This window comes from Ornithinimicrobium tianjinense (assembly GCF_014636495.1).
GTDB classification, from domain to species: Bacteria; Actinomycetota; Actinomycetes; order Actinomycetales; family Dermatophilaceae; genus Ornithinicoccus; species Ornithinicoccus tianjinensis.
The window spans coordinates 1,566,268-1,588,828 of sequence record NZ_BMEM01000001.1 but is presented as its reverse complement, the minus strand read 5'-3'; the positions used below and the strand labels follow the sequence as shown (position 1 = coordinate 1,588,828).

The window sequence follows — 22,561 nt, the reverse complement described above, 5'->3', positions numbered from 1 at the left end:
GACGCCGACCGAGAGGGCCTCCGACCGGGCGGCGCGGGAAGGGTCTGTCGGTCCTCGGCGTTAGCGTGGTGATATGCGCCCCACGACCGACCTCCAGCGAACGGTCAACCCGTTCCGCGTCGTCTCGGAGTTCAGCCCGAGCGGCGACCAGCCCGCCGCCATCGCCGAGCTCACCGCCCGTGTCAACGGCGGCGAGGAGGACATCGTCCTGCTGGGGGCGACCGGCACCGGCAAGTCGGCGACGACCGCCTGGATGATCGAGCAGGTGCAGCGACCCACCCTGGTCATGGCGCCCAACAAGACGTTGGCGGCGCAGCTGGCCAACGAGTTCCGCGAGCTGCTCCCGCACAACGCGGTGGAGTACTTCGTCAGCTACTACGACTACTACCAGCCCGAGGCCTACGTCCCGCAGACCGACACCTACATCGAGAAGGACTCCTCGATCAACGACGAGGTCGAGCGGCTCCGGCACTCCGCCACCAACAGCCTGCTCACGCGCCGTGACGTGGTCGTCGTGGCCTCGGTCTCGTGCATCTACGGCCTCGGCACGCCGCAGGAGTACGTCGACCGCATGGCACGGCTCCGCGTGGGTCAGACGGTCGAGCGGGACGAGCTGCTGCGCCGCTTCGTCACCATGCAGTACACCCGCAACGACATGGCCTTCACCCGGGGCACGTTCCGGGTGCGCGGTGACACCGTCGAGATCATCCCGCAGTACGAGGAGCTCGCGATCCGCATCGAGTTCTTCGGGGACGAGATCGACCGGCTCTACACGCTGCACCCGCTGACCGGCGAGGTGGTCCGCGAGGAGCAGGAGATGTACGTCTTCCCGGCCTCGCACTACGTCGCCGGCCCGGAGCGGATGGAGCGCGCCATCGCCGGGATCGAGACCGAGCTGGAGGAGCAGCTGGCCCGTTTCGAGCGGGAGGGCAAGATGCTGGAGGCCCAGCGGCTGCGGATGCGCACGACCTACGACATCGAGATGATGCGGCAGGTGGGCTCCTGCTCCGGCATCGAGAACTACTCGCGGCACATCGACGGTCGCGAGGCGGGCTCCGCTCCCAACTGTCTGCTGGACTACTTCCCCGAGGACTTCCTGCTGGTCATCGACGAGTCGCACGTCACGGTGCCGCAGATCGGGGCGATGTACGAGGGTGACATGTCGCGCAAGCGGACCCTCGTGGACCACGGCTTCCGGCTGCCGAGCGCCATGGACAACAGGCCGCTGAAGTGGGAGGAGTTCCTGGACCGCATCGGACAGACGGTCTACCTGTCCGCCACCCCCGGCAGCTACGAGCTGGCCAAGGCCGACGGCACGGTGGAGCAGATCATCCGCCCGACGGGACTCGTAGACCCCGAGGTCGTCCTCAAGCCCACCCGCGGGCAGATCGACGACCTGCTCCACGAGATCGGGGAGCGCACCGCGCGGGACGAGCGGGTCCTGGTCACCACGCTCACGAAGAAGATGGCCGAGGACCTCACCGACTACCTGCTCGACAAGGGGGTCCGGGTGCGCTACCTGCATTCCGAGGTGGACACCCTGCGCCGGGTCGAGCTGCTCCGCGAGCTGCGTCTGGGCGAGTATGACGTGCTCGTCGGGATCAACCTGCTCCGGGAGGGACTCGACCTTCCCGAGGTCTCCCTCGTCAGCATCCTGGACGCCGACAAGGAGGGCTTCCTGCGCTCCGCCCGGTCGCTCATCCAGACCATCGGCCGGGCCGCGCGCAACGTCTCCGGTCAGGTGCACATGTATGCCGACAGCATCACCCCCTCCATGCAGGAGGCGATCGAGGAGACCAACCGACGCCGCGAGAAGCAGCTGGCCTACAACCGGGAGCACGGCATCGACCCGCAGCCGCTGCGCAAGAAGATCGCGGACATCACCGACCTCCTCGAGCGCGAGGACGCCGACACCGAGGCGCTCATGGGCAGCGGCCGACGGCAGTCGCGCGGCACGGGTCGGGGGCGTGGCGCGGCCGCCGCGGCAGTAGGCACGGGGGCGATAGAACGCCGCTCGACCGACGACCTTCCCGCCACCGAGCTCGCCCAGCTCATCCACGAGCTCACCGACCAGATGCACCAGGCGGCCGGCGACCTGCACTTCGAGCTGGCGGCCCGGCTCAGGGACGAGGTCAGCGAGCTGAAGAAGGAGCTGCGTCAGATGCGCGAGGCGACGGGCTGAACGCTTCACGATGCGGGCGGTGGGGCCCGGGCCGCCGCGGCTGTGAGAGGATTGTCGGCGTCCAATCGGAGGGGAGTATCCCCGGCGGCGTCCTCGTCAGTACGGTCGGCCCGCACCCTGCGGCCGGCCCGGGGAGCCGGCACTGACAGCCCACGCGCGGTGTCGGTGCGGGAGAGACCTCCGGTCCGTCTGACTGACCGGAAGGTTTTGCGTATGGAGGTCCCCTCCTGGGTCTGGATCGTCACCCTCGTCGTCGTCGGCGTCATCTTCGCCTTCGACCTGCTCGTCCTGGGCCGTCGTCCTCATGAGCCGAGCCGTCGGGAGGTGACGGTCGCCCTGTCGGTGTACGTCGGCCTCGCCGTGCTCTTCGGGCTCGGCGTGCTCCTCGTGGAGGGTCCGCAGCTGTCCGGCGAGTTCTTCGCGGGATGGCTGACCGAGTACTCGCTCTCGATCGACAACCTGTTCATCTTCCTCATCATCATGGCCAAGTTCGGCGTGCCGAGGAAGTACCAGCAGTACGCCCTCATGGTGGGCATCGTGATGGCGTTGGTCATGCGGGCGATCTTCATCCTCATCGGTGCCGCGGCCATCGCGCGCTGGTCCTGGGTCTTCTACCTCTTCGGTGCCTTCCTCATCTACACGGCCGTCAAGCTGGCCCGGGAGAACCTCGGGCACGACGACGAGGACGACGAGGAGTTCAACGAGAACGCGGTCCTGAAGTTCGTCGAGCGCCACTTCCCGGTGACCCAGTCCTGGGACGGCGGCACCAAGCTGCGGGTGCTGGAGAACGGCAAGAAGGTCCTGACCCCGATGGCGATCGTCATCCTCGCGCTCGGCACCACCGACCTGCTGTTCGCCCTCGACTCCATCCCGGCGATCTTCGGCCTGACCCAGGAGCCCTACCTGGTGCTCATGGCCAACGTCTTCGCGCTGATGGGGCTGCGCCAGCTCTACTTCCTCCTCGGCGACCTGCTCAAGAAGCTGGTCTACCTCGGACTGGGGCTCGCGGTGCTGCTGGCGTTCATCGGCGTCAAGCTGATTCTGCATGCCATGCACGAGAACTCCCTGCCCTTCCTCAACGGCGGAGAGCCGTTCCACGTCTGGGACATCCCGATCTGGTTCTCGCTGGGCGCCATCGTCGTGATCCTGGGTGTCACCGCGGTGGCGAGCCTGGCCAAGAGCCGTCGCGATGCGGCGGTCGCGGAGGGCGGCGAGAGCCAGCGCCTCGACCTCGACGACGTCAGCCTGTTCGGCGACACCATGCACCACCACGAGGACCGCGACGGGCAGGGTCGGCGTCCGAGCGCCGCACGTCCGGCGGAGACCGACGCTCAGGACGAGTCGGACACCCGCTGAGGCCCGGGCCGGCCGAGGACCAGCACGCTGGCCGTCACGACCAGGACCATCCCGAGCAGCTGCACGGGGGAGAGGACCTGGCCGAGCACGAGCAGGCCGGCGAGGGCGGCCGCGGCCGGCTCGAGGCTCAGCAGCACCCCGAACGTGCCCGCTGAGAGGTTGCGCAGCGCCAGCAGCTCGAGGGAGTAGGGGATCGCCGAGGAGAGCAGCGCGATGCCCAGACCGCGCAGGAGCGCGTCGGGCGAGAGGAGATCGGCGCCCGCTGTCACCACCCCCGCCGGGATGGACAGCGCGGCGCCGATCGCCATGCACAGGGCGATGCCGTCCAGACCTCCGAAGCGGGCTCCGGTGCGGCGGCTCAGCACGATGTAGGCGGCCCAGCAGGCACCCGCGGCGCCGGCCAGCCCGATCCCGAGCAGGTCCAGCTCGCTCCACCTCGTGTGCAGGGCTCCGGAGATCAGCAGCACCCCGGCCAGGGCGAGGCTGACGGCGCCGAGGTCACGACCGCGCCGAGACAGCGCGGCAGCCAGGGCGAGCGGTCCGAGGAACTCGATGGTGACGGCGACGCCGATGGGCAGGCGGGTCAGGCTGCCGTAGAAGGTGAGGTTCATCGCGGTCAGGGCGACCGCGAAGAGGGTCACCACTGCCCAGTCGCCACGGGTCCGGCCTCCGAGGCGCGGCCGGACGACGAGACAGAGGATGACCGAGGCCAGTCCCAGCCTCAGGGCCACCGAGCCGAAGACGCCGACGAGGGGCAGCAGGGTCGCGGCCAGGGCGCCCCCGAACTGCACGGAGACCACGGCAAGCAGGACGAGGACCACGGGGTGCCGGAATCCCCCGCGGACGTCCCGCGCTCCCCGGGGCCCCCGCCGGACCCTCACCACCCGCGGGCGCGCCAGTCGGCGAGGTGCGGTCGCTCCGCGGCGAGCGTGGTGTTGTCCCCGTGCCCGGGCAGGACGAGCGCGTCGTCGTAGACCGCGAAGACGCGGGTCTCAAGGTCGTCCATGAGCGAGGTGAAGTCCGCGTCGGACCAGGTCTTGCCCGGCCCTCCCGGGAAGAGACTGTCACCGGTGAGCAGGATCGTGCGGGGCCGGTCACCGGCAGCGGTCAGAGCGAGGGCCACCGACCCGGGCGTGTGCCCGCGCAGTCCGATGACGTCGAGCACGAGGTCGCCGACGCGCACCAGGTCCCCGTCGTGCAGGAGGACGTCCACGGCCACAGGTAGGTCGGCGGCGTCCTCGGCACCGGCGAGCGTCCTCGCGCCGGTCGCGGAGGCCACCTCCGCCAGAGCCCGGTGGTGGTCCTGGTGACGGTGCGTGGTGACGATCTGGGAGACTGCGCGTCCCGCTGCCGGGTGGTCGGCCTCCAGCGCCGCCAGCACCCGGGCCGGGTCGTCGGCCGCGTCCACGAGCAGGCGCTCGCCGGTCGCTGTGCAGCGCAGCACGTAGACGTTGTTGTCCATCTCCGAGACGCTCAGCTTGGTGAGCACCGCCCCCGGGAGCTCGAGCACCCATGACGGCCCGCCGGGCGTGACGTGGCCGCGGTCGTTCTCCTCGCTCATGCCGCGAGTCTACGGAGGCCCGGCACCCGCCTCGCACTCAGGACAGGGGCAGCGCCGGCATCCTCCGCGCGGCCGCGACGAGATCGGCGCCGCCCTGGTGGGCTGACCCACCAGGGCGGCGCCGGCGCTCTCAGACCGTGAGGGGTCGGTCGGTGGGCCGGATGGGGGCGGGCAGCGTCGTCGAGCCGGTCAGGTAGCGGTCCACCGCGGCAGCCGCGGCCCGGCCCTCGGCGATGGCCCACACGATCAGCGACTGCCCGCGGCCGCAGTCCCCGGCCGCGAAGACTCCCTCGAGCGGGGTGGCGAAGTCGCCGTCGCGCTCGTAGGTGTTGCGGGCCGTGCGCGGCAGCGCGGTGGCGGGCGCGGCGCTCTCGTCAGGGCCGACGAAGCCCATCGCGAGAAGCACGAGCTGGGCCGGGACGTCACGCTCCGTGCCCTCCACGATCTGCACCCGCCCCTCGACCAGTCGCGCGTCGGCCAGCCGGAGCCCGGACACCTTCCCGTCCTCGCCGAGGATCTCGAGGGTGGAGACGCCGTAGGTCCGCTCGCCGCCCTCCTCGTGGGCCTCCGTGACCTTGTACAGCATCGGGTAGGTCGGCCAGGGCTGGTGGCTCGGCCGCTCGGTCGGCGGGGTGGGCAGGATCTCCAGCTGCGTGACGCTGCGAGCGCCGTGGCGGTGGGCGGTGCCGAGGCAGTCGGCGCCGGTGTCACCGCCGCCGATGATGACCACGTCCTTGCCCTCCGCGTCGATCCCGCGGGCCGCCCCGAGCGCCTCCCGGTTGGCCGGGACGAGGAACTCCATGGCGGCGTGCACCCCGTCGAGGTCCGCGCCGGGCACGTCGAGCATCCGGGGCACGGTGGAGCCGGTCGCCAGGACCACGGCGTCGAAGCGCTCGCGCAGGTCCTGCAGCGAAAGGTCGTCGGGGCCGTCCCCGCCGACCGTCATCCCGGTGACGAACCGGATGCCCTCGGCCCGCAGCTGGACGAGGCGGCGGTCGAGGACCGCCTTCTCCATCTTGAACTCGGGTATGCCGTAGCGCAGCAGTCCGCCCACGGCGTCGTCCCGCTCGTAGACGACCACGGTGTGGCCGGCCCGCCCCAGCTGCTGGGCCGCCGCGAGCCCGGCAGGTCCCGAGCCGATCACGGCGACGGTGCGTCCGCTGAGCCACTCCGGCTCCTCGGGCTTGACCCGCCCGTTGGAGAAGGCGCGGTCGATGATGGAGACCTCGATCTGCTTGATCGTCACCGGCGGCTGGTTGATGCCCAGCACGCAGGCCGTCTCGCACGGCGCCGGGCACAGCCGCCCCGTGAACTCCGGGAAGTTGTTCGTGGCGTGCAGGCGCTCGATGGCGTCGGCGAAGTTGGCGCGACGGGTGTGGTCGTTCCACTCCGGGATGAGGTTGCCCAGCGGGCAGCCGGTGTGGCAGAACGGGATCCCGCAGTCCATGCAGCGGCCGGCCTGGCGCTGCAGCACCTTGGTGTCCTGCTCCCCGTGCACCTCCTTCCAGTCGCGGATGCGCACGGGCACGGGACGGCTGGGCCGGTTCTCGCGCTCGCGGTGGGTCAGGAAGCCGGTCGGGTCAGCCACGGGAGTCCTCCAGGATGAGCTGCCAGGCGTGCGGTCCGTTCGGGTCCTCGCCGCGTTCCTCGATCTCGCGACGGATCCGCAGGACGCTGGCGTACTGACGGGGGGTGATGACGGTGATGCGTCCGGCCCAGCCCTCGTCGGCGAGCAGCTGCTCGGCGACGGAGCTCCCGGTGAGCCGGAGGTGCTCGGCCAGCAGGGCCCGCACCTCCTCGACGTGGTCGGTCTCGGCCAGCGGGGTGAGGTGCAGGTCGCCGTTGGACATCGCGAGCGGGTTCATCCGCGCGGGGTCGAGGTCCAGCACGTAGGCCGTCCCGCCGGACATGCCCGCGCCGATGTTGCGCCCGGTGGGGCCGAGGATCAGCGCCCGACCGCCGGTCATGTACTCCAGCGCGTGGTCGCCCACCCCCTCCACGACAGCGGTGGCCCCGGAGTTGCGGACGCAGAACCGCTCACCGACGATGCCGCGGAGGTTGACCTGTCCGGACGTCGCGCCGTAGCAGATGACGTTGCCGGCGATGACCTGGTCCGCGGCGACGAAGGGTGCCGTCTCGGACGGCCTGACCACCACCCGTCCGCCGGAGAGACCCTTGCCGACGAAGTCGTTCGCGTCCCCGACGAGGCGCAGGGTGATGCCGGCCGGGAGGAAGGCCCCGAGCGACTGGCCGGCGGAACCGGTGAGAGTGAGGTCGATCGTCCCGTCGGGGAGTCCGTCCGGGCCGGCGGCCAGGGTGACGTGGTGGCCGAGCATGGTGCCGACCGTGCGGTTGACGTTGCTCACCGGGAAGCTCGCGCTCACCGGGGTGCCGTCGCGCAGCGCCGGCTGCGCCACCTCGATGAGGGCGTTGTCCAGCGCCAGGTCCAGCCCGTGGTCCTGGTCGACCGTATGCCGTCGCGCGCCCCCTTCGGGGACCTCGGGCATGTGCAGGAGGGGAGCGAGGTCCAGGCCCTGCGCCTTCCAGTGGTCGACGGCCGCGCCGGTGTCGATGAGGTCGGCCCTTCCGACGACCTCCTCGAGGGAGCGGTAGCCCAGGGAGGCGAGCAGCTCGCGGACCTGCTGCGCGACATACTCGAAGAAGGTGACGACGTACTCCGCCTTCCCGGTGAACCGCTCGCGCAGCTCGGGGTTCTGCGTGGCCACGCCCACCGGGCAGGTGTCGAGGTGGCACACGCGCATCATCACGCAGCCCGAGACGACCAGCGGAGCGGTGGCGAACCCGAACTCCTCGGCACCGAGCAGGGCTGCGATGAGGACGTCGCGACCGGTCTTGAGCTGGCCGTCGCACTGGACCACGATGCGATCGCGCAGGCCGTTGACGAGCAGCGTCTGCTGCGCCTCGGCCAGGCCCAGCTCCCAGGGGGTGCCGGCGTGCTTGAGCGAGGTGAGCGGGCTGGCGCCCGTCCCGCCGTCGTGACCGGAGATGAGGACGACGTCCGACTTGGCCTTCGCCACACCCGCGGCGACCGTGCCGACACCCACCTGGCTGACCAGCTTGACGTGGATGCGGGCGCGGGGGTTGGCGTTCTTGAGGTCGTGGATCAGCTGCTTGAGGTCCTCGATCGAGTAGATGTCGTGGTGCGGGGGCGGGGAGATGAGCCCGACGCCCGGTGTCGAGTGCCGGGTCCGCGCCACCCAGGGGTAGACCTTGCCGGGCGGGAGCTGTCCTCCCTCGCCCGGCTTGGCGCCCTGCGCCATCTTGATCTGGATGTCGTCGGCGTGCGTGAGGTAGGCCGAGGTGACCCCGAAACGTCCGGAGGCGACCTGCTTGATGGCCGAGCGGCGCTCGCGGTCGAGCAGCCGTTCCACGTCCTCGCCGCCCTCGCCGGTGTTCGACTTGCCGCCCAGGCGGTTCATCGCGATCGCCAGCGTCTCGTGGGCCTCCTGGGAGATCGAGCCGTAGCTCATCGCGCCGGTGGCGAACCGCTTGACGATCTCCTCGACCGGCTCGACCTCGTCGATGTCCACGGGCTCCCGGTCCGGGCGGAGCGTGAACAGCCCGCGCAGCGTCATCAGCCGCTCCGACTGGTCGTCGACCAGCTGGGTGTACTGCTGGAAGACGTCGTAACGCTGCTCCCGCGTGGAGTGCTGCAGCCGGAAGACCGCCTCGGGGCTGAACAGGTGGGGCGGCCCTTCGCGGCGCCACTGGTACTCGCCGCCGATCTCCAGCCGCCGGTGGTAGGGCGAGATGCCGGACATCGGGTAGGCCACGCTGTGGCGTCGGGCGACCTCCTCGGCGAGCACGTCCAGTCCCACGCCGTCGATCTGGCTCGTCGTGCCGGTGAACCAGCGGTCGACCAGCTCACGTGACAGCCCGACCGCCTCGAACGTCTGGGCGCCGCGGTAGGAGGCGATGGTCGAGATGCCCATCTTGGACATGACCTTCAGCACCCCCTTGCCCAGCGCCTTGATCAGGTGCTTGATGGCGACGTCGGGGTCGAGACCGTCGAGCTCTTGCCCCGAGGAGCAGAGGTTCTCCACCGTCTCCATCGCCAGGTACGGGTTGACCGCGGCGGCCCCGTAGGCGACGAGGGTCGCGACGTGGTGCACCTCCCGCACGTCTCCGGCCTCGACCAGCAGACCCACCCGTGTGCGGGTGTTGTTGCGCACGAGGTGGTGGTGGACGGCGCTGGTCAGCAGCAGCGAGGGGATCGGTGCGAGCTCGCGGTCGGCGTGCCGGTCGGAGAGGACGACGAAGAACGCGCCCTGCTCCACGGCCGCGTCCACCTCGGCGCAGATCTCCTCCAGCCGGGCCTCCAGCGCGGCCGCGCCCTGGTCCACGCGGTACAGGCCGCGCACGACCACGGCGCCGAGGTCGGCATGGCCCTCGACGGTGAGGCGACGCAGCTTGGCCAGCTGGTCGTTGTCGATGACCGGGAAGTCGAGGACGACCTGACGTGCGTGGGCGGGCGTCTCGTCGAGCAGGTTGGGCTCGGGGCCGGACGATCCCGTCAGGGAGGTGACGATCTCCTCGCGGATCGCGTCCAGCGGCGGGTTCGTCACCTGCGCGAACGCCTCGACGAAGTAGTCGAAGAGCAGCCGGGGCCGGTCCGAGATCGCCGCGATGGGCGTGTCGGTGCCCATGGCGCCGATCGGCTCGGTGCCGCTCTGGGCCATCGGGGCGAGGATCACCCTCGTCTCCTCCTCGGTGTAGCCGAAGATCTGCTGCCGGCGCGTGACGGAGGCGTGGGTGTGCCGGACGTGGACCTGCTCGGGCAGCTGCTCCAGCCGCACGAGGTTGGCGTCGAGCCACTCCTGGTAGGGCTGACGTGCGGCGAGGTCGCGCTTGAGCTGCTCGTCGTCGACGATCTCACCGCGGGCGAGGTCGACGAGGAACATCCGCCCCGGCTTCACGCGGCCCTTGCGGACGACCTTCTCCTCCGGGATCGGCAGCAGACCGGACTCCGATCCGAGGACGACCAGCCCGTCGTCGGTGACCCAGTAGCGCGAGGGCCGCAGGCCGTTGCGGTCCAGGACCGAGCCCACGAGCGTCCCGTCGGTGAACACCAGGTTGGCGGGCCCGTCCCAGGGCTCCATGACCATCGAGTGGTACTCGTAGAACGAGCGGACGCGCGGGTCCAGGTCGGCGTTGTTCTCCCAGGCCTCCGGGATCATCATCAGCACGGCGTGCGGCAGCGAGCGGCCGCCGAGGTGGAGGAGCTCGAGGACCTCGTCGAACGTCGCGGAGTCGCTGGCGTCCGGCGTGCAGATGGGGAGCGCGTCCGCCAGGTCGCCGGGGAAGGCGTCGCTGGCGAGCCGGGACTGCCGGGCGTTCATCCAGTTGCGGTTGCCCTTGACCGTGTTGATCTCGCCGTTGTGGGCCACCATCCGGTAGGGGTGCGCGAGCGGCCAGGACGGGAAGGTGTTGGTCGAGAAGCGGGAGTGCACGACCGCGAGGGCGCTGGCGTAGCGCTCGTCCAGCAGGTCGGGGAAGCACGCCGGGAGCTGGTCGGTCGTCAGCATGCCCTTGTAGGTGATGGTCCGCGTGGACAGGCTGACCGGGTATGCCGCGGTGCTCCGCTCGATCCGCTTGCGGCACAGCCACACCCGGCGCTCCAGGTCCAGGCCCGTCTCGCCCTGCGAGGGGCCGCCCGCAGCGACGACGAGCTGGCGCATCACCGGCATGACGGACAGGGCCGTCGGGCCGATCATGTCGCTCACGACGGGCACGTCACGCCAGCCGAGCAGGGCCAGACCGCTGTCGGCGACGATCTGCTCGATCCGCGCTGCGACCTCCTCGGTGCCCTCGGCCGGCAGGAAGATGATGCCGACCGCGTAGTTCCCAGGGGCCGGCAGGTCGAAGGGCAGGACGGCCCGCAGGAAGGCGTCGGGGATCTGGGTCAGGATGCCCGCGCCGTCGCCGGTGTTCTCCTCGGCGCCGACGGCGCCGCGGTGGTCCAGGTTGTGCAGCGCGGTGAGCGCCTGGGCCACGATGGTGTGGGAGGCGACGCCGTCGAGCGTGGCCACGAAGGCCACGCCGCAGTTGTCGTGCTCGTGCGCCCCGTCGTACAGACCCTCGGGGGCCCGTGGGCTGACAGGCTGGAAACGGGTGGGGGATGTGGGCATCGCGACCACCGATCTTGACAGGGGCGTCCCGGCGGGCGCCCGGCGTGGGCACGCCGGGGCTACGGTGACCCAACGCGTAGGAAGTGGGCCGAAGCATACCTATGCGAACGCCCGTATGTATAGACATGACCTCTGGGGTGTGTCGGTGGGGGCACCTACAGTGGTGTCCGTGCCTTCTCCCACCGTCCCGACGACCCCCATGACCCAGCCGCGCCACGACCGTCTCCACGTCCAGGGTGCGCGCGAGCACAACCTCAAGGACGTCACGGTCGACCTGCCGCGCGACGCGCTGGTGGTCTTCACGGGCCTGTCCGGCTCGGGCAAGTCGAGCCTCGCGTTCGACACCATCTTTGCCGAGGGGCAGCGGCGCTACGTGGAGTCCCTGTCCGCCTACGCCCGGATGTTCCTGGGCCAGATGGACAAGCCGGACGTCGACTTCATCGAGGGCCTCTCGCCCGCGGTCTCCATCGACCAGAAGTCGACCAACCGCAACCCGCGCTCCACCGTCGGCACGATCACCGAGGTCTACGACTACCTCCGTCTCCTCTACGCGCGGGTGGGTCGTCCGCACTGCCCCGTGTGCATGGAGCCGGTGGAGCGGCAGAGCACCCAGCAGATCGTCGACCGGATGCTCCTGCTCCCCGAGCGCACCCGCTACCAGCTCCTCGCGCCGGTCGTCAGGGGTCGCAAGGGAGAGTTCGTCGACCTCTTCGACGAGCTGCGCGGAGCCGGCTTCGCCCGCGCGCGGGTCGACGGCGAGGTCGTCCCGCTGTCCGACCCGCCCACCCTGGCCAAGCAGAAGAAGCACACCATCGAGGTCGTCATCGACCGCCTCGTGGCCAAGCGGGGCGAGGACGGGGGCGTGGACGCGGCCTACATGCGTCGCCTCACCGACTCGGTGGAGACCGCGCTCCGGCTCGCCGACGGCATCGTCGTCGCGGAGTTCGTCGACGTGCCGGTAGACGGCGGTGAGGGCGCCGAGGGAACCCCCACCGACGAGCAGGGACGTCCGCTGCCCCGGGAGCGCCGCTTCTCGGAGCGGATGTCCTGCCCCAACGACCACCCGCTGAGCCTCGACGAGCTCGAGCCGCGCAGCTTCTCCTTCAACAGCCCGTTCGGCGCCTGCCCCGCCTGCACAGGCATCGGCTCCGAGCTCGAGGTCGACCCCGAGCTGGTGATCCGCGGCGAGGACACCTCGATCTCCGAGGGCGCGATCATCCCGTGGTCCACCACGGCCGGCCTCAACGACTACTACCGGCGCGTCCTGGGCGGCCTGGCCGACGACCTGAAGTTCAGCCTCGACGTTCCCTGGCGACAGCTGCCCGCCCGGGCCAAGGACGCGATCCTCAACGGCTACCAGCACAAGGTGCACGTGCGCTACCGCAACCGTTTCGGTCGCGAGCGCAGCTACTCCACGGGCTTCGAGGGCGTGCTGCCCTACGTCAAGCGCAAGCACGCGGAGACGGAGTCGTCGAGCAGCCGTGAGCGTTACGAGAGCCTCATGCGGCAGGTGCCCTGCCCCACCTGCAAGGGGGCGCGCCTCAAGCCGGAGATCCTGGCCGTGCTGGTGGGCGGGCGCAGCATCGCCGAGGTCGGGGCCCTGCCCATCGACGAGTGCGCCGAGTTCCTCGCCAGCGTCCAGTACTCCCCGCGTGAGGCCTCGATCGCCGCCCAGGTCAACCGGGAGATCGCCGCCCGGCTGGGCTTCCTGCTCGACGTCGGTCTGGACTACCTCTCCCTGGACCGTCCCTCCGGCACCCTGTCCGGCGGCGAGGCGCAGCGCATCCGCCTGGCGACCCAGATCGGGTCCGGCCTCGTCGGCGTCCTCTACGTGCTGGACGAGCCGAGCATCGGCCTGCACCAGCGCGACAACCACCGCCTGATCGAGACCCTGACCCGGCTGCGCGACCTCGGCAACACGCTCATCGTCGTGGAGCACGACGAGGACACCATCGCCACGGCGGACTGGGTCGTGGACATCGGTCCGGGCGCGGGGGAGCACGGCGGCCACGTGGTGCACAGCGGGTCGGTCGCCGACCTGTTGGCCCACCCCACCTCGCTCACCGGCCAGTACCTCTCCGGTCGACGCTCCATCCCGATGCCGGCCGTGCGCCGCCCGCAGGACGGACGGGCGGTCACGGTGCGAGGGGCCCGCGAGCACAACCTCAAGGACGTCGACGTGTCCTTCCCGCTCGGCAACCTGGTCGCCGTCACCGGCGTCTCGGGCTCGGGCAAGTCGACCCTGGTCAACGACATCCTGTACCACGTCATGGCCAACCAGCTCAACGGTGCGCGGCACGTGCCGGGACGCCACCGTCGGGTCGAGGGGCTGGAGCACCTCGACAAGGTCGTCCACGTGGACCAGAGCCCGATCGGCCGGACCCCGCGCAGCAACCCGGCCACCTACACCGGTGTCTTCGACCACGTGCGCAAGCTGTTCGCGGGCACCACCGAGGCCCGGGTGCGCGGCTACCAGCCCGGCCGGTTCAGCTTCAACGTCAAGGGTGGCCGCTGCGAGGCCTGCTCGGGCGACGGGACGCTGAAGATCGAGATGAACTTCCTGCCTGACGTCTATGTCCCCTGCGAGGTCTGCCACGGACAGCGCTACAACCGCGAGACGCTCGAGGTGCACTTCAAGGGCAAGACCATCGCCGAGGTCCTCGACATGCCGATCGAGGAAGCCGCGGAGTTCTTCGCCGCCGTGCCGGTCATCAGCCGTCACCTGACCACGCTCGTCCAGGTGGGGCTCGGCTACGTCCGCCTGGGTCAGCCGGCCACGACCCTGTCCGGTGGTGAGGCGCAGCGGGTCAAGCTGGCTGCCGAGCTGCAGAAGCGGTCGACGGGCCGGACGATCTACGTCCTCGACGAGCCGACCACCGGCCTGCACTTCGAGGACATCAGCCGACTGCTGGGCGTGCTCCAGGGCCTGGTGGACAAGGGCAACACGGTGGTCGTCATCGAGCACAACCTCGACGTGATCAAGTCGGCCGACTGGATCATCGACATGGGTCCCGAGGGTGGCGGTGGCGGTGGCACGGTCGTCGTCGAGGGCACGCCCGAGCAGGTGGCGGCACACCCGGGCAGCCACACCGGTCGCTTCCTCGGTCCGCTGCTGGCCACCGACCGGCGCACGAGCGCCTGAGCAGGGCCGTGGCCGACCCCGCCAGCTACCGGCCGCGACCGGGCGAGATCCCCACCGACCCGGGCGTCTACCGCTTCCGCGACCTGCACGGTCGCGTCATCTACGTGGGCAAGGCCCGGTCCCTGCGCTCTCGCCTGTCCTCCTACTTCCAGGACGTGTCGGCGCTGCACCCTCGCACGCGCCAGATGGTCACGACCGGGGCCAGCGTCGAGTGGACGGTGGTGCGCAACGAGGTCGAGGCCCTGCAGCTCGAGTACTCCTGGATCAAGGAGTTCGACCCGCGGTTCAACGTCAAGTACCGCGACGACAAGTCCTACCCCTACCTGGCCGTGACGATGGGGGAGGAGTTCCCGCGCGCACAGGTGATGCGCGGGGCCAAGCGCCCGGGAACGCGCTACTTCGGGCCGTACACCCATGCCTGGGCCATCCGGGAGACCCTGGACACGCTCCTGCGGGTCTTTCCGCTGCGCACCTGCTCCAAGGGCGTCTTCCGTCGGGCCGCACAGGCGGGACGCCCTTGTCTGCTCGGCTACATCGACAAGTGCTCGGCACCCTGTGTGGGGCGGGTCTCGGCCGAGGAGCACCGGGAGATCGCGGAGGACTTCTGCGACTTCATGGCCGGCGACACCGCGCGCTTCGTGCGCGAGCTCGAGGGGCGGATGCGGGCCGCCTCGGACGAGCTGGACTTCGAGACCGCGGCGCGGTTGCGCGACGACGTGGGGGCCTTGCGGCGGGCGCTGGAGCGCTCGGCCGTGGTGCTGTCGGACACCACCGACGCCGACGTCTACGCTCTCGCCGACGACGAGCTCGAGGTCGCGGTGCAGGTCTTCCACGTGCGCGGGGGTCGCATCCGCGGTCAGCGCGGCTGGGTCAGCGAAAAGGGGGCGGAGGACCTGGGGTCCATCGTGGAGCACCTGCTCCAGCAGGTCTACGGCGGCGAGCGGGGCGAGGACGTGCCGCGCGAGGTGCTGGTCCCGGTCGAGCCGCCCGAGGTCACCGACCTCGAGGAGTGGCTGACCGGCCTGCGGGGCGCCCGCGTCCGGGTCCGGGTCCCGCAGCGCGGGGACAAGCGCACCCTCATGGAGACCGTCGCCCGCAACGCCCAGCAGGCCCTCGCGCGTCACAAGGTGGCCCGGTCCGGCGACCTCACCCTGCGCTCCCAGGCGCTCCAGGAGCTGCAGGACGTCCTGGAGCTCGAGGACGCACCCCTGCGGATCGAGTCCTTCGACATCAGCCACGTCCAGGGCAGCGACATGGTCGGCTCGATGGTCGTCTTCGAGGACGGCCTGCCGCGCAAGTCCGAGTACCGCCGGTTCATCGTCCGGCAGGGCACCGCTGACGACACCGCCGCCATGCACGAGGTGCTGAGCCGTCGCTTCCGGCACCTGGTGCAGTCCTCAGGCCAGGAGCAGGAGGAGGACCCGACCAGCCAGAAGTTCCGCTACCCGCCCAACCTGGTGGTCGTGGACGGTGGCCTGCCGCAGGTCAACGCCGCGCAGACCGCGCTCCTGGAGGTCGGGGTGAGCGACGTGACCGTCATCGGGCTCGCCAAGCGCCTGGAGGAGGTGTGGCTCCCCGGTCAGGAGTTCCCGGTCGTCCTGCCTCGCACGAGCGAGAGCCTCTACCTCCTGCAGCGCGTCCGTGACGAGGCGCACCGCTTCGCCAACACCTTCCACCGCCAACGCCGGTCCCGGTCGATGACGGTCAGCCAGCTGGACGGCATACCCGGCCTGGGCCCCGCGCGGCAGCAGGCGCTGCTCGCGCGGTTCGGGTCGGTCAAGGCGCTCCGGGGCGCGACTGCGGACGAGCTCGTCGAGGTGCCCGGCATCGGGCCCGCGGTCGCGACGGCGGTCGTGGCCCGGCTGCAGGGCGCGGACCAGGCGCCGGCCGTTAACCTGAGCACGGGCGAGGTGCTCGACTGACCTGCCACACCGTGGACGCGCACAGCCGGTGCGCGGGCCGCCCGCACCGACCAGGACGGAGCCGCAGACCGTGACGTCAGAGCACTCACCCGAGGCCGGGGAACCTGCCGACCACCTGTCGGCTGAGCCGGTGCGCCGCAGCGACGTCGTGATCCTCACCGGGATGTCGGGCGCCGGTCGGACGACCGCGGGCGACGTGCTCGAGGACCGCGGCTGGTATGTCGTGGACAACCTGCCGCCCTCGATGATCGTCCAGCTGATGGACGTGACGGCCGACGACGCGCAGCGGCAGAAGGTCGCCGCCATCGTCGACGTGCGCAGCCGCGACTTCACCACCGAGCTGTCCCACACCCTGGAGGTGCTGACCGCGCGTGGCTGGCGACCTCGCGTGATCTTCGTCGACGCCTCGGACGAGTCCCTGGTGCGCCGCTTCGACGCCGTCCGGCGTCCGCACCCGCTCCAGGGCGAGGGGCTTCTGCTGGACGGCATCCACAGGGAGCGCCGGATGTTGGCGGGGCTTCGCTCCAACGCCGATCTGGTGCTCGACACCTCCAGCTACAACGTCCACCAGCTGACGGCCCGGATCGACTCGATCCTCAGCTCCGACAGCGCTCACCGCCTGCGGCTCGCGGTCATGTCCTTCGGCTTCAAGTACGGCATTCCCCTGGACGCGGACATCGTCCTCGACCTGCGCTTCCTGCCCAACCCCTACTGGGTCCCGGAGCTGCGCCCCTACACAGGCAAGGACGCACAGGTCCGCGACTTCGTCCTCGGCCAGGACCTGGCCAAGAGCTTCATCGCCCACGCGGAGCAGATGCTGCGCACCGCCGTCGAGGGCTACCTCCTCGAGGGGCGGCGCTACGTCACGGTCGCGGTCGGCTGCACGGGCGGCAAGCACCGCTCGGTCGCGACCGCCGAGGAGCTCGCGCTGCGCCTGGGCGACCTGGAGGAGCGCGGGCTGCGGATGACCACCTTCCACCGGGACCTGGGGCGGGAGTGAGCCGCTCACGCATCGTCGCGATGGGGGGCGGGCACGGCCTGTCGGCCTCCCTCCAGGCACTGCGCCACATCTCGGACGACATCACCGCCATCGTCACGGTGGCCGACGACGGCGGCTCGAGCGGCCGGCTGCGCGAGGAGTTCGACATCCTGCCGCCCGGTGATCTGAGGATGGCGCTGGCCGCGTTGTGCGAGGACACCGCATGGGGCCACCAGTGGTCGGCGGTCCTGCAGCACCGCTTCCGCGGGGACGGCGAGCTCAGCGGCCACGCGCTCGGCAACCTGCTCATCACCGCGCTGTGGGACATCCTCCCGCAGCAGCAGGTGCGCGGGCTGGACCTCGTCGGTCGCCTTCTCAACGCCCGCGGCCGGGTGCTGCCCATGTCGCTCATCCCCCTGGACATCGAGGCGACGGTCCTGGTGCCGGGTCCGGACGGTGAGCAGCGGGTCATGGTCCGCGGGCAGTCCCAGGTCGCTGTGCACCCGGGCAAGGTGGAGGCGATCAGGCTGCTCCCGGAGTCGCCACCGGCGACCCCCGAGGCCCTCGAGTCGATCAAGCTGGCGGACGTCGTCGTGCTCGGGCCCGGCTCGTGGTTCACCTCCGTGATGCCGCACCTGCTCGTGCCCGACCTCGTCCAGGCGCTGCGGGACACCCCGGCGGTCCGGGTGCTGACGCTCAACGTGAGCCTCAACGACGAAGAGGCCTACGGCTACACCGTCGCCGAGCACGTCGCCGCCATCGCGGCGCACGCGCCCGACCTCACCTTCGACCACGTGATCGCCGACCCGCAGGTGGCCCGCAGCGAGAGCGAGCGGGCAGCGCTGCGCGCCGCGGTGCAGCAGGTCGGTGGCACCCTCACCGTCACGCCGGTGGGCAAGATGCGTCAGCGCGGGGTGCACGACCCGCTGCGGCTCGCTGCGGCCTACCGTGACGTGATCGTGGGGGAGCAGCCGTGAGCGCCGCAGGTCACGCCGGGCGGACCGGTGACGGTAGCCTTCGGCCTGCAGGCACGGACGGAAGCACACCGTCGGGGACGAGAACCAGGAGGATGACGGCTGTGGCGATGACTGCGCGGGTCAAGGACGAGCTGAGCCGGCTGCCGGTCACCAAGACGTGCTGCCGCAAGGCTGAGGTGTCGACGATGCTCCGCTTCGCCGGGGGGCTGCACATCGTGGGTGGCCGCATCGTCATCGAGGCCGAGCTGGACACGGCCCAGAGCGCGCGACGTCTCCGCGCCTTCATGGCCGAGGTCTACGGCAGCCCCAGCGAGCTGGTGGTGATGAGCCCCGGTGGCCTGCGCAAGCACACCCGCTACGTCGTGCGTGCCACCGGTGACGGGGAGTCCCTCGCCCGCCAGACGGGTCTCATCGACCACCGCGGTCGGCCCGTGCGGGGGCTGCCGCCCCGCATCGTCGGTGCGGGCGTGTGCGACGCCGAGGCTGCCTGGCGGGGAGCCTTCCTGGCTCACGGCTCGATCACCGAGCCCGGGCGGTCGTCCGCCCTCGAGGTCACCAGCCCCGGACCGGAGGCCGCGCTCGCGCTCGTCGGCGCCGCACGGCGGCTCGGCATCGGCGCCAAGGCTCGCGAGGTCCGCGGGGTGGACCGCGTGGTGCTGCGCGACGGCGACGCGATCGGCGCCATGCTCACCCGGCTCGGGGCCCACGACGCGGTGCTCGCCTGGGAGGAACGCCGCATGAGGCGCGAGGTGCGCGCGACAGCCAACCGGCTCGCCAACTTCGACGACGCCAACCTGCGGCGGTCCGCGCGTGCGGCCGTCACGGCCGGGGCCAGGGTCGAGCGGGCGCTGGAGATCCTGGGCGAGGACGTGCCCGACCACCTGCGGGTGGCGGGAGAGCTCCGCGTGGAGCACAAGCAGGCCAGCCTCGAGGAGCTGGGGCAGCTGGCCGACCCGCCGATGACCAAGGACGCCGTCGCCGGCCGCATCCGTCGCCTTCTCGCGATGGCCGACAAGCGCGCCGAGGACCTCGGTGTGGAGGGCACGGACGCCAACCTCACCCCGGAGATGTTCGAGGACTGAGCCTGTCCGCCCGCGGGCGAGGACCCACCCGAACTTCTGGGTCGGCGGCGCTATTGGGTAGGTTGGGACCCGACGACGACGTCGAGCACGGCGGCGTGCGCTCGCGCGTCGCCCCAGCCATAAGGGAAGGTTCACTCATGACCGTTCGCGTAGGCATCAACGGCTTCGGGCGCATCGGCCGCAACTTCATGCGGGCCGTTCTCGCCTCGGGCGCCGACATCGAGATCGTGGGGGTCAACGACCTCACGGACAACGCCACGCTGGCGCACCTGCTGAAGTACGACTCGATCCTGGGCCGCCTCGAGGGCGAGGTCACCTCGAGCGAGACCGAGATCACCGTCAACGGCAAGGCCGTCAAGGCGTTCGCCGAGAAGGACCCGGCCGCGCTGCCGTGGGGGGACCTCGGGGCCGACATCGTCATCGAGTCCACCGGCATCTTCACCGACGCCGAGAAGGCCAAGGCCCACCTGGACGCCGGCGCCAAGAAGGTCATCATCTCCGCGCCCGCCAAGAACGAGGACATCACCCTCGTCATGGGCGTCAACGACGGCGACTACGACCCGGCCGCGCACACGACCATCTCCAACGCCTCCTGCACCACCAACTGCCTGGCCCCGATGGCCAAGGTGCTCCACGAGGAGTTCGAGATCGTCAAGGGTCTGATGACCACGATCCACGCCTACACGGCCGACCAGAACCTCCAGGACGGTCCGCACAAGGACCTGCGTCGCGCCCGCGCCGCGGCCCTCAACATCGTCCCCACCAAGACCGGCGCTGCTCAGGCCGTGGCCCTGGTGCTGCCCGAGCTCAAGGGCAAGTTCGACGGCTACGCGCTGCGCGTGCCGGTCCCGACCGGCTCGGCCACCGACCTCACCTTCGAGGCCGGGCGCGAGGTGACGGTCGAGGAGGTCAACGCCGCCGTGAAGAAGGCCGCGGAGGGACCGCTGAAGGGCATCCTCACCTACACCGAGGACCCGATCGTGTCCAAGGACATCGAGACCGACCCGGCCTCCTGCATCTTCGACGCCGGCCTGACCAAGGTCATCGGCAACCAGGTCAAGGTCGTCGGCTGGTACGACAACGAGTGGGGCTACTCCAACCGCCTCGTCGACCTCGTCGCCCTGGTCGGCAGCAAGCTCTGACCGGTATGCGGACCATCGAGCAGCTGAGCGAGGAGCTGGGCGGCCTGGCCGGCCGGACCGTCCTCGTCCGCAGCGACCTCAACGTGCCGCTCGACGGCACCACGATCACCGACGACGGTCGGGTGAAGGCCTCGGTGCCGACGATCAGCCAGCTGGCCGAGGCCGGCGCCCGGGTGGTCGTCACCGCCCACCTGGGCCGTCCCAAGGGCGCGCCGGAGGCTAAGTACTCCCTGGCCCCGGTGGCCGAGCGGCTCGCCGAGCTGCTCGGGCGTCCGGTCACCTTCGTCGAGGAGACCGTGGGTGAGAAGGCGACCGCCGCCGTGCAGGCCATGTCGGACGGCGACGTCGTCCTGCTGGAGAACCTCCGCTTCAACGCGGGGGAGACGGCCAAGACCGACGAGGAGCGGGCGGAGTTCGCCGGCCAGCTCGCCGGTCTGGCGGACGCCTTCGTCTCCGACGGCTTCGGCGTGGTGCACCGCGCGCAGGCCTCGGTGTATGACGTCGCGCGTCTCCTCCCGCACGCGGCCGGCGGCCTGGTCCGCTCCGAGGTCGAGGTGATGCGCCAGCTGCGGGAGGACCCGCAGCGCCCGTACGCCGTGGTCCTGGGCGGCGCCAAGGTCAGCGACAAGCTGGGCGTCATCGAGTCCCTCATCGCGGTGGCCGACCGTCTGCTCGTCGGCGGCGGGATGGTCTTCACCTTCCTCAAGGCCCAGGGCCATGAGGTGGGCAAGAGCCTGCTGGAGGAGGACCAGGTCGACACCGTGCGTGGTTACCTGGAGACCGCCGCCGAGCGCGGGGTCGAGATCGTCCTACCCACCGACATCGTCGTCGCGGACGCGTTCTCGGCCGACGCGGCGCACGAGATCGTGCCGGCGGACGGCATACCGGCCGACATGATGGGTCTGGACATCGGCCCGGAGTCGGAGAAGCTCTTCGCCGAGAAGCTGGCCGACGCGCGGACGATCTTCTGGAACGGTCCGATGGGCGCCTTCGAGATGGCCCCGTTCGCGAGCGGCACGAAGGCGGTCGCCCAGGTGCTCGTCGAGCGGACGAAGGACGGTGCCATGACGGTCGTGGGCGGCGGGGACAGCGCCGCTGCCGTGCGTGAGTTCGGGCACGCCGACGAGGACTTCGGGCACATCTCCACCGGTGGTGGGGCGAGCCTTGAGTACCTCGAGGGCAAGGAGCTGCCCGGCCTGACGGTGCTGGAGGACTGATGGCGGCCACCACGACCACGCGCACGCCCCTGATGGCGGGCAACTGGAAGATGAACCTGGACCACCTGCAGGCCACGCACCTCGTGCAGAAGCTGGACTGGACCCTCAAGGACGCTCGCCACGACCACGCCAAGGTCGAGGTCGTCGTGCTTCCCCCGTTCACCGACCTGCGGTCGGTGCAGACGCTGGTGCAGGGCGACAAGCTCGAGCTGGGCTACGGCGCGCAGGACCTGTCCCAGCACGACGAGGGTGCCTACACCGGAGAGATCTCCGGCGCCTTCCTCGCCAAGCTGGGGTGCAGCTACGTCGTCGTCGGTCACTCGGAGCGGCGTGAGTACCACGCCGAGGGCGACGACCTCGTGGCCGCGAAGGTGCGCGCGGCTCTGCGGCACGGCCTCACCCCGATCCTCTGCGTGGGCGAGGCGCTGGAGGTCCGTCAGGCCGGCGAGCACGTCCCGCACGTGACCGGGCAGCTGCGGGCGGCTCTCGAGGGCCTCCAGGCCGAGCAGGTGGCCAAGATCGTCGTCGCCTACGAGCCCGTCTGGGCCATCGGCACCGGTGAAGTGGCCACGCCGGAGGATGCTCAGGAGGTCTGCTCCGCCGTCCGAGCCACCGTGGCCGACCTCGTCGGTGACGAGGTCGCGGCCGCGCTCCGGGTGCTGTACGGCGGTTCGGTCAAGCCCGGCAACGTGGCTGAGATCATGGCCCAGGCGGACGTGGACGGGGCACTCGTCGGCGGTGCTTCCCTGTCGGTCGAGGACTTCGCCTCGATCTGCCGTTACCAGCAGCACCACGCGTGAGCGCGGGAGGCTCGGCCCGCGTGAGCTAGGCTGTCTTTCGCCCCGGACCCCG

At 70.8% G+C, this 22,561-nt stretch carries 14 protein-coding genes; 10 read left to right on the top strand and 4 right to left on the bottom strand.

Annotation, left to right across the window (positions count from 1 at the left end; all coding sequences use genetic code 11):
- Positions 1-73: 73 nt before the first annotated feature.
- Entirely contained in the window at positions 74-2,182 is a 2,109-nt protein-coding gene (uvrB, locus tag IEV65_RS07455; RefSeq protein ID WP_188429210.1) for an excinuclease ABC subunit UvrB, read from the top strand.
- Positions 2,183-2,395: 213 nt separating this feature from the next.
- The gene (locus tag IEV65_RS07450; RefSeq protein ID WP_188429208.1) at positions 2,396-3,538 is read left to right on the top strand and encodes a TerC family protein; all 1,143 of its coding nucleotides are present in this window, start codon (positions 2,396-2,398) and stop codon (positions 3,536-3,538) included.
- Here IEV65_RS07450 and IEV65_RS07445 read toward each other — a convergent pair.
- From IEV65_RS07445 to gltB, 4 genes are all read right to left on the bottom strand, one after another.
- Positions 3,514-4,359 (bottom strand): EamA family transporter, encoded by an 846-nt coding sequence (locus tag IEV65_RS07445; protein WP_188429206.1) that lies wholly within the window; start codon positions 4,357-4,359, stop codon positions 3,514-3,516. The genes IEV65_RS07450 and IEV65_RS07445 overlap by 25 nt on opposite strands.
- A gap of 56 nt (positions 4,360-4,415) precedes the next feature.
- Entirely contained in the window at positions 4,416-5,099 is a 684-nt protein-coding gene (locus IEV65_RS07440) for an MBL fold metallo-hydrolase (protein ID WP_188429204.1), read from the bottom strand.
- Positions 5,100-5,229: 130 nt separating this feature from the next.
- Positions 5,230-6,687 carry a glutamate synthase subunit beta gene (locus tag IEV65_RS07435; protein ID WP_188429202.1) on the bottom strand — a complete coding sequence of 486 codons (1,458 nt, stop codon included), beginning with the start codon at positions 6,685-6,687 and terminating at the stop codon, positions 5,230-5,232.
- The gene (gene gltB, locus IEV65_RS07430) at positions 6,680-11,248 is read right to left on the bottom strand and encodes a glutamate synthase large subunit (RefSeq protein WP_188429200.1); all 4,569 of its coding nucleotides are present in this window, start codon (positions 11,246-11,248) and stop codon (positions 6,680-6,682) included. Before gltB ends, IEV65_RS07435 begins: the two co-directional genes overlap by 8 nt.
- A 199-nt stretch (positions 11,249-11,447) precedes the next feature.
- Here gltB and uvrA point away from each other — a divergent pair, with 199 nt between their 5' ends.
- The 8 genes from uvrA to tpiA all read left to right on the top strand — a co-directional run bounded on the left by uvrA (position 11,448) and on the right by tpiA (position 22,509).
- Positions 11,448-14,390 carry an excinuclease ABC subunit UvrA gene (gene uvrA, locus IEV65_RS07425; RefSeq protein WP_188429583.1) on the top strand — a complete coding sequence of 981 codons (2,943 nt, stop codon included), beginning with the start codon at positions 11,448-11,450 and terminating at the stop codon, positions 14,388-14,390.
- An 8-nt stretch (positions 14,391-14,398) separates the two neighbouring features.
- The gene (uvrC, locus tag IEV65_RS07420; protein WP_188429198.1) at positions 14,399-16,312 is read left to right on the top strand and encodes an excinuclease ABC subunit UvrC; all 1,914 of its coding nucleotides are present in this window, start codon (positions 14,399-14,401) and stop codon (positions 16,310-16,312) included.
- Between the two features lie 70 nt (positions 16,313-16,382).
- The gene (rapZ, locus tag IEV65_RS07415; protein WP_371870152.1) at positions 16,383-17,312 is read left to right on the top strand and encodes an RNase adapter RapZ; all 930 of its coding nucleotides are present in this window, start codon (positions 16,383-16,385) and stop codon (positions 17,310-17,312) included.
- Positions 17,309-18,268, top strand: coding sequence for a gluconeogenesis factor YvcK family protein (locus tag IEV65_RS07410; protein ID WP_371870151.1), 960 nt, complete (start codon positions 17,309-17,311; stop codon positions 18,266-18,268). Before rapZ ends, IEV65_RS07410 begins: the two co-directional genes overlap by 4 nt.
- A 101-nt stretch (positions 18,269-18,369) precedes the next feature.
- The gene (whiA, locus tag IEV65_RS07405; protein WP_188429196.1) at positions 18,370-19,350 is read left to right on the top strand and encodes a DNA-binding protein WhiA; all 981 of its coding nucleotides are present in this window, start codon (positions 18,370-18,372) and stop codon (positions 19,348-19,350) included.
- A gap of 137 nt (positions 19,351-19,487) precedes the next feature.
- Complete coding sequence (gap, locus tag IEV65_RS07400; RefSeq protein WP_188429194.1) at positions 19,488-20,492, top strand: type I glyceraldehyde-3-phosphate dehydrogenase; 1,005 nt, start codon at positions 19,488-19,490, stop codon at positions 20,490-20,492.
- Between the two features lie 5 nt (positions 20,493-20,497).
- Positions 20,498-21,709: a phosphoglycerate kinase gene (locus tag IEV65_RS07395; protein ID WP_188429192.1), complete on the top strand. Its 1,212-nt coding sequence runs from the start codon at positions 20,498-20,500 to the stop codon at positions 21,707-21,709.
- Positions 21,709-22,509 carry a triose-phosphate isomerase gene (tpiA, locus tag IEV65_RS07390; RefSeq protein ID WP_188429190.1) on the top strand — a complete coding sequence of 267 codons (801 nt, stop codon included), beginning with the start codon at positions 21,709-21,711 and terminating at the stop codon, positions 22,507-22,509. The genes IEV65_RS07395 and tpiA overlap by 1 nt, the downstream gene beginning before the upstream one ends.
- Positions 22,510-22,561 lie beyond the last annotated feature (52 nt).

What these genes read in the sequence shown, in the direction of transcription:
- uvrB (WP_188429210.1), top strand. Translation starts at nt 74, where the DNA reads ATGCGCCCCACGACCGACCTCCAGCGAACGGTCAACCCGTTCCGCGTC.
- IEV65_RS07450 (WP_188429208.1), top strand. Translation starts at nt 2,396, where the DNA reads ATGGAGGTCCCCTCCTGGGTCTGGATCGTCACCCTCGTCGTCGTCGGC.
- IEV65_RS07440 (WP_188429204.1), bottom strand. Translation starts at nt 5,099, where the DNA reads ATGAGCGAGGAGAACGACCGCGGCCACGTCACGCCCGGCGGGCCGTCA.
- gltB (WP_188429200.1), bottom strand. Translation starts at nt 11,248, where the DNA reads ATGCCCACATCCCCCACCCGTTTCCAGCCTGTCAGCCCACGGGCCCCC.
- uvrA (WP_188429583.1), top strand. Translation starts at nt 11,448, where the DNA reads ATGACCCAGCCGCGCCACGACCGTCTCCACGTCCAGGGTGCGCGCGAG.
- gap (WP_188429194.1), top strand. Translation starts at nt 19,488, where the DNA reads ATGACCGTTCGCGTAGGCATCAACGGCTTCGGGCGCATCGGCCGCAAC.
- IEV65_RS07395 (WP_188429192.1), top strand. Translation starts at nt 20,498, where the DNA reads ATGCGGACCATCGAGCAGCTGAGCGAGGAGCTGGGCGGCCTGGCCGGC.
- tpiA (WP_188429190.1), top strand. Translation starts at nt 21,709, where the DNA reads ATGGCGGCCACCACGACCACGCGCACGCCCCTGATGGCGGGCAACTGG.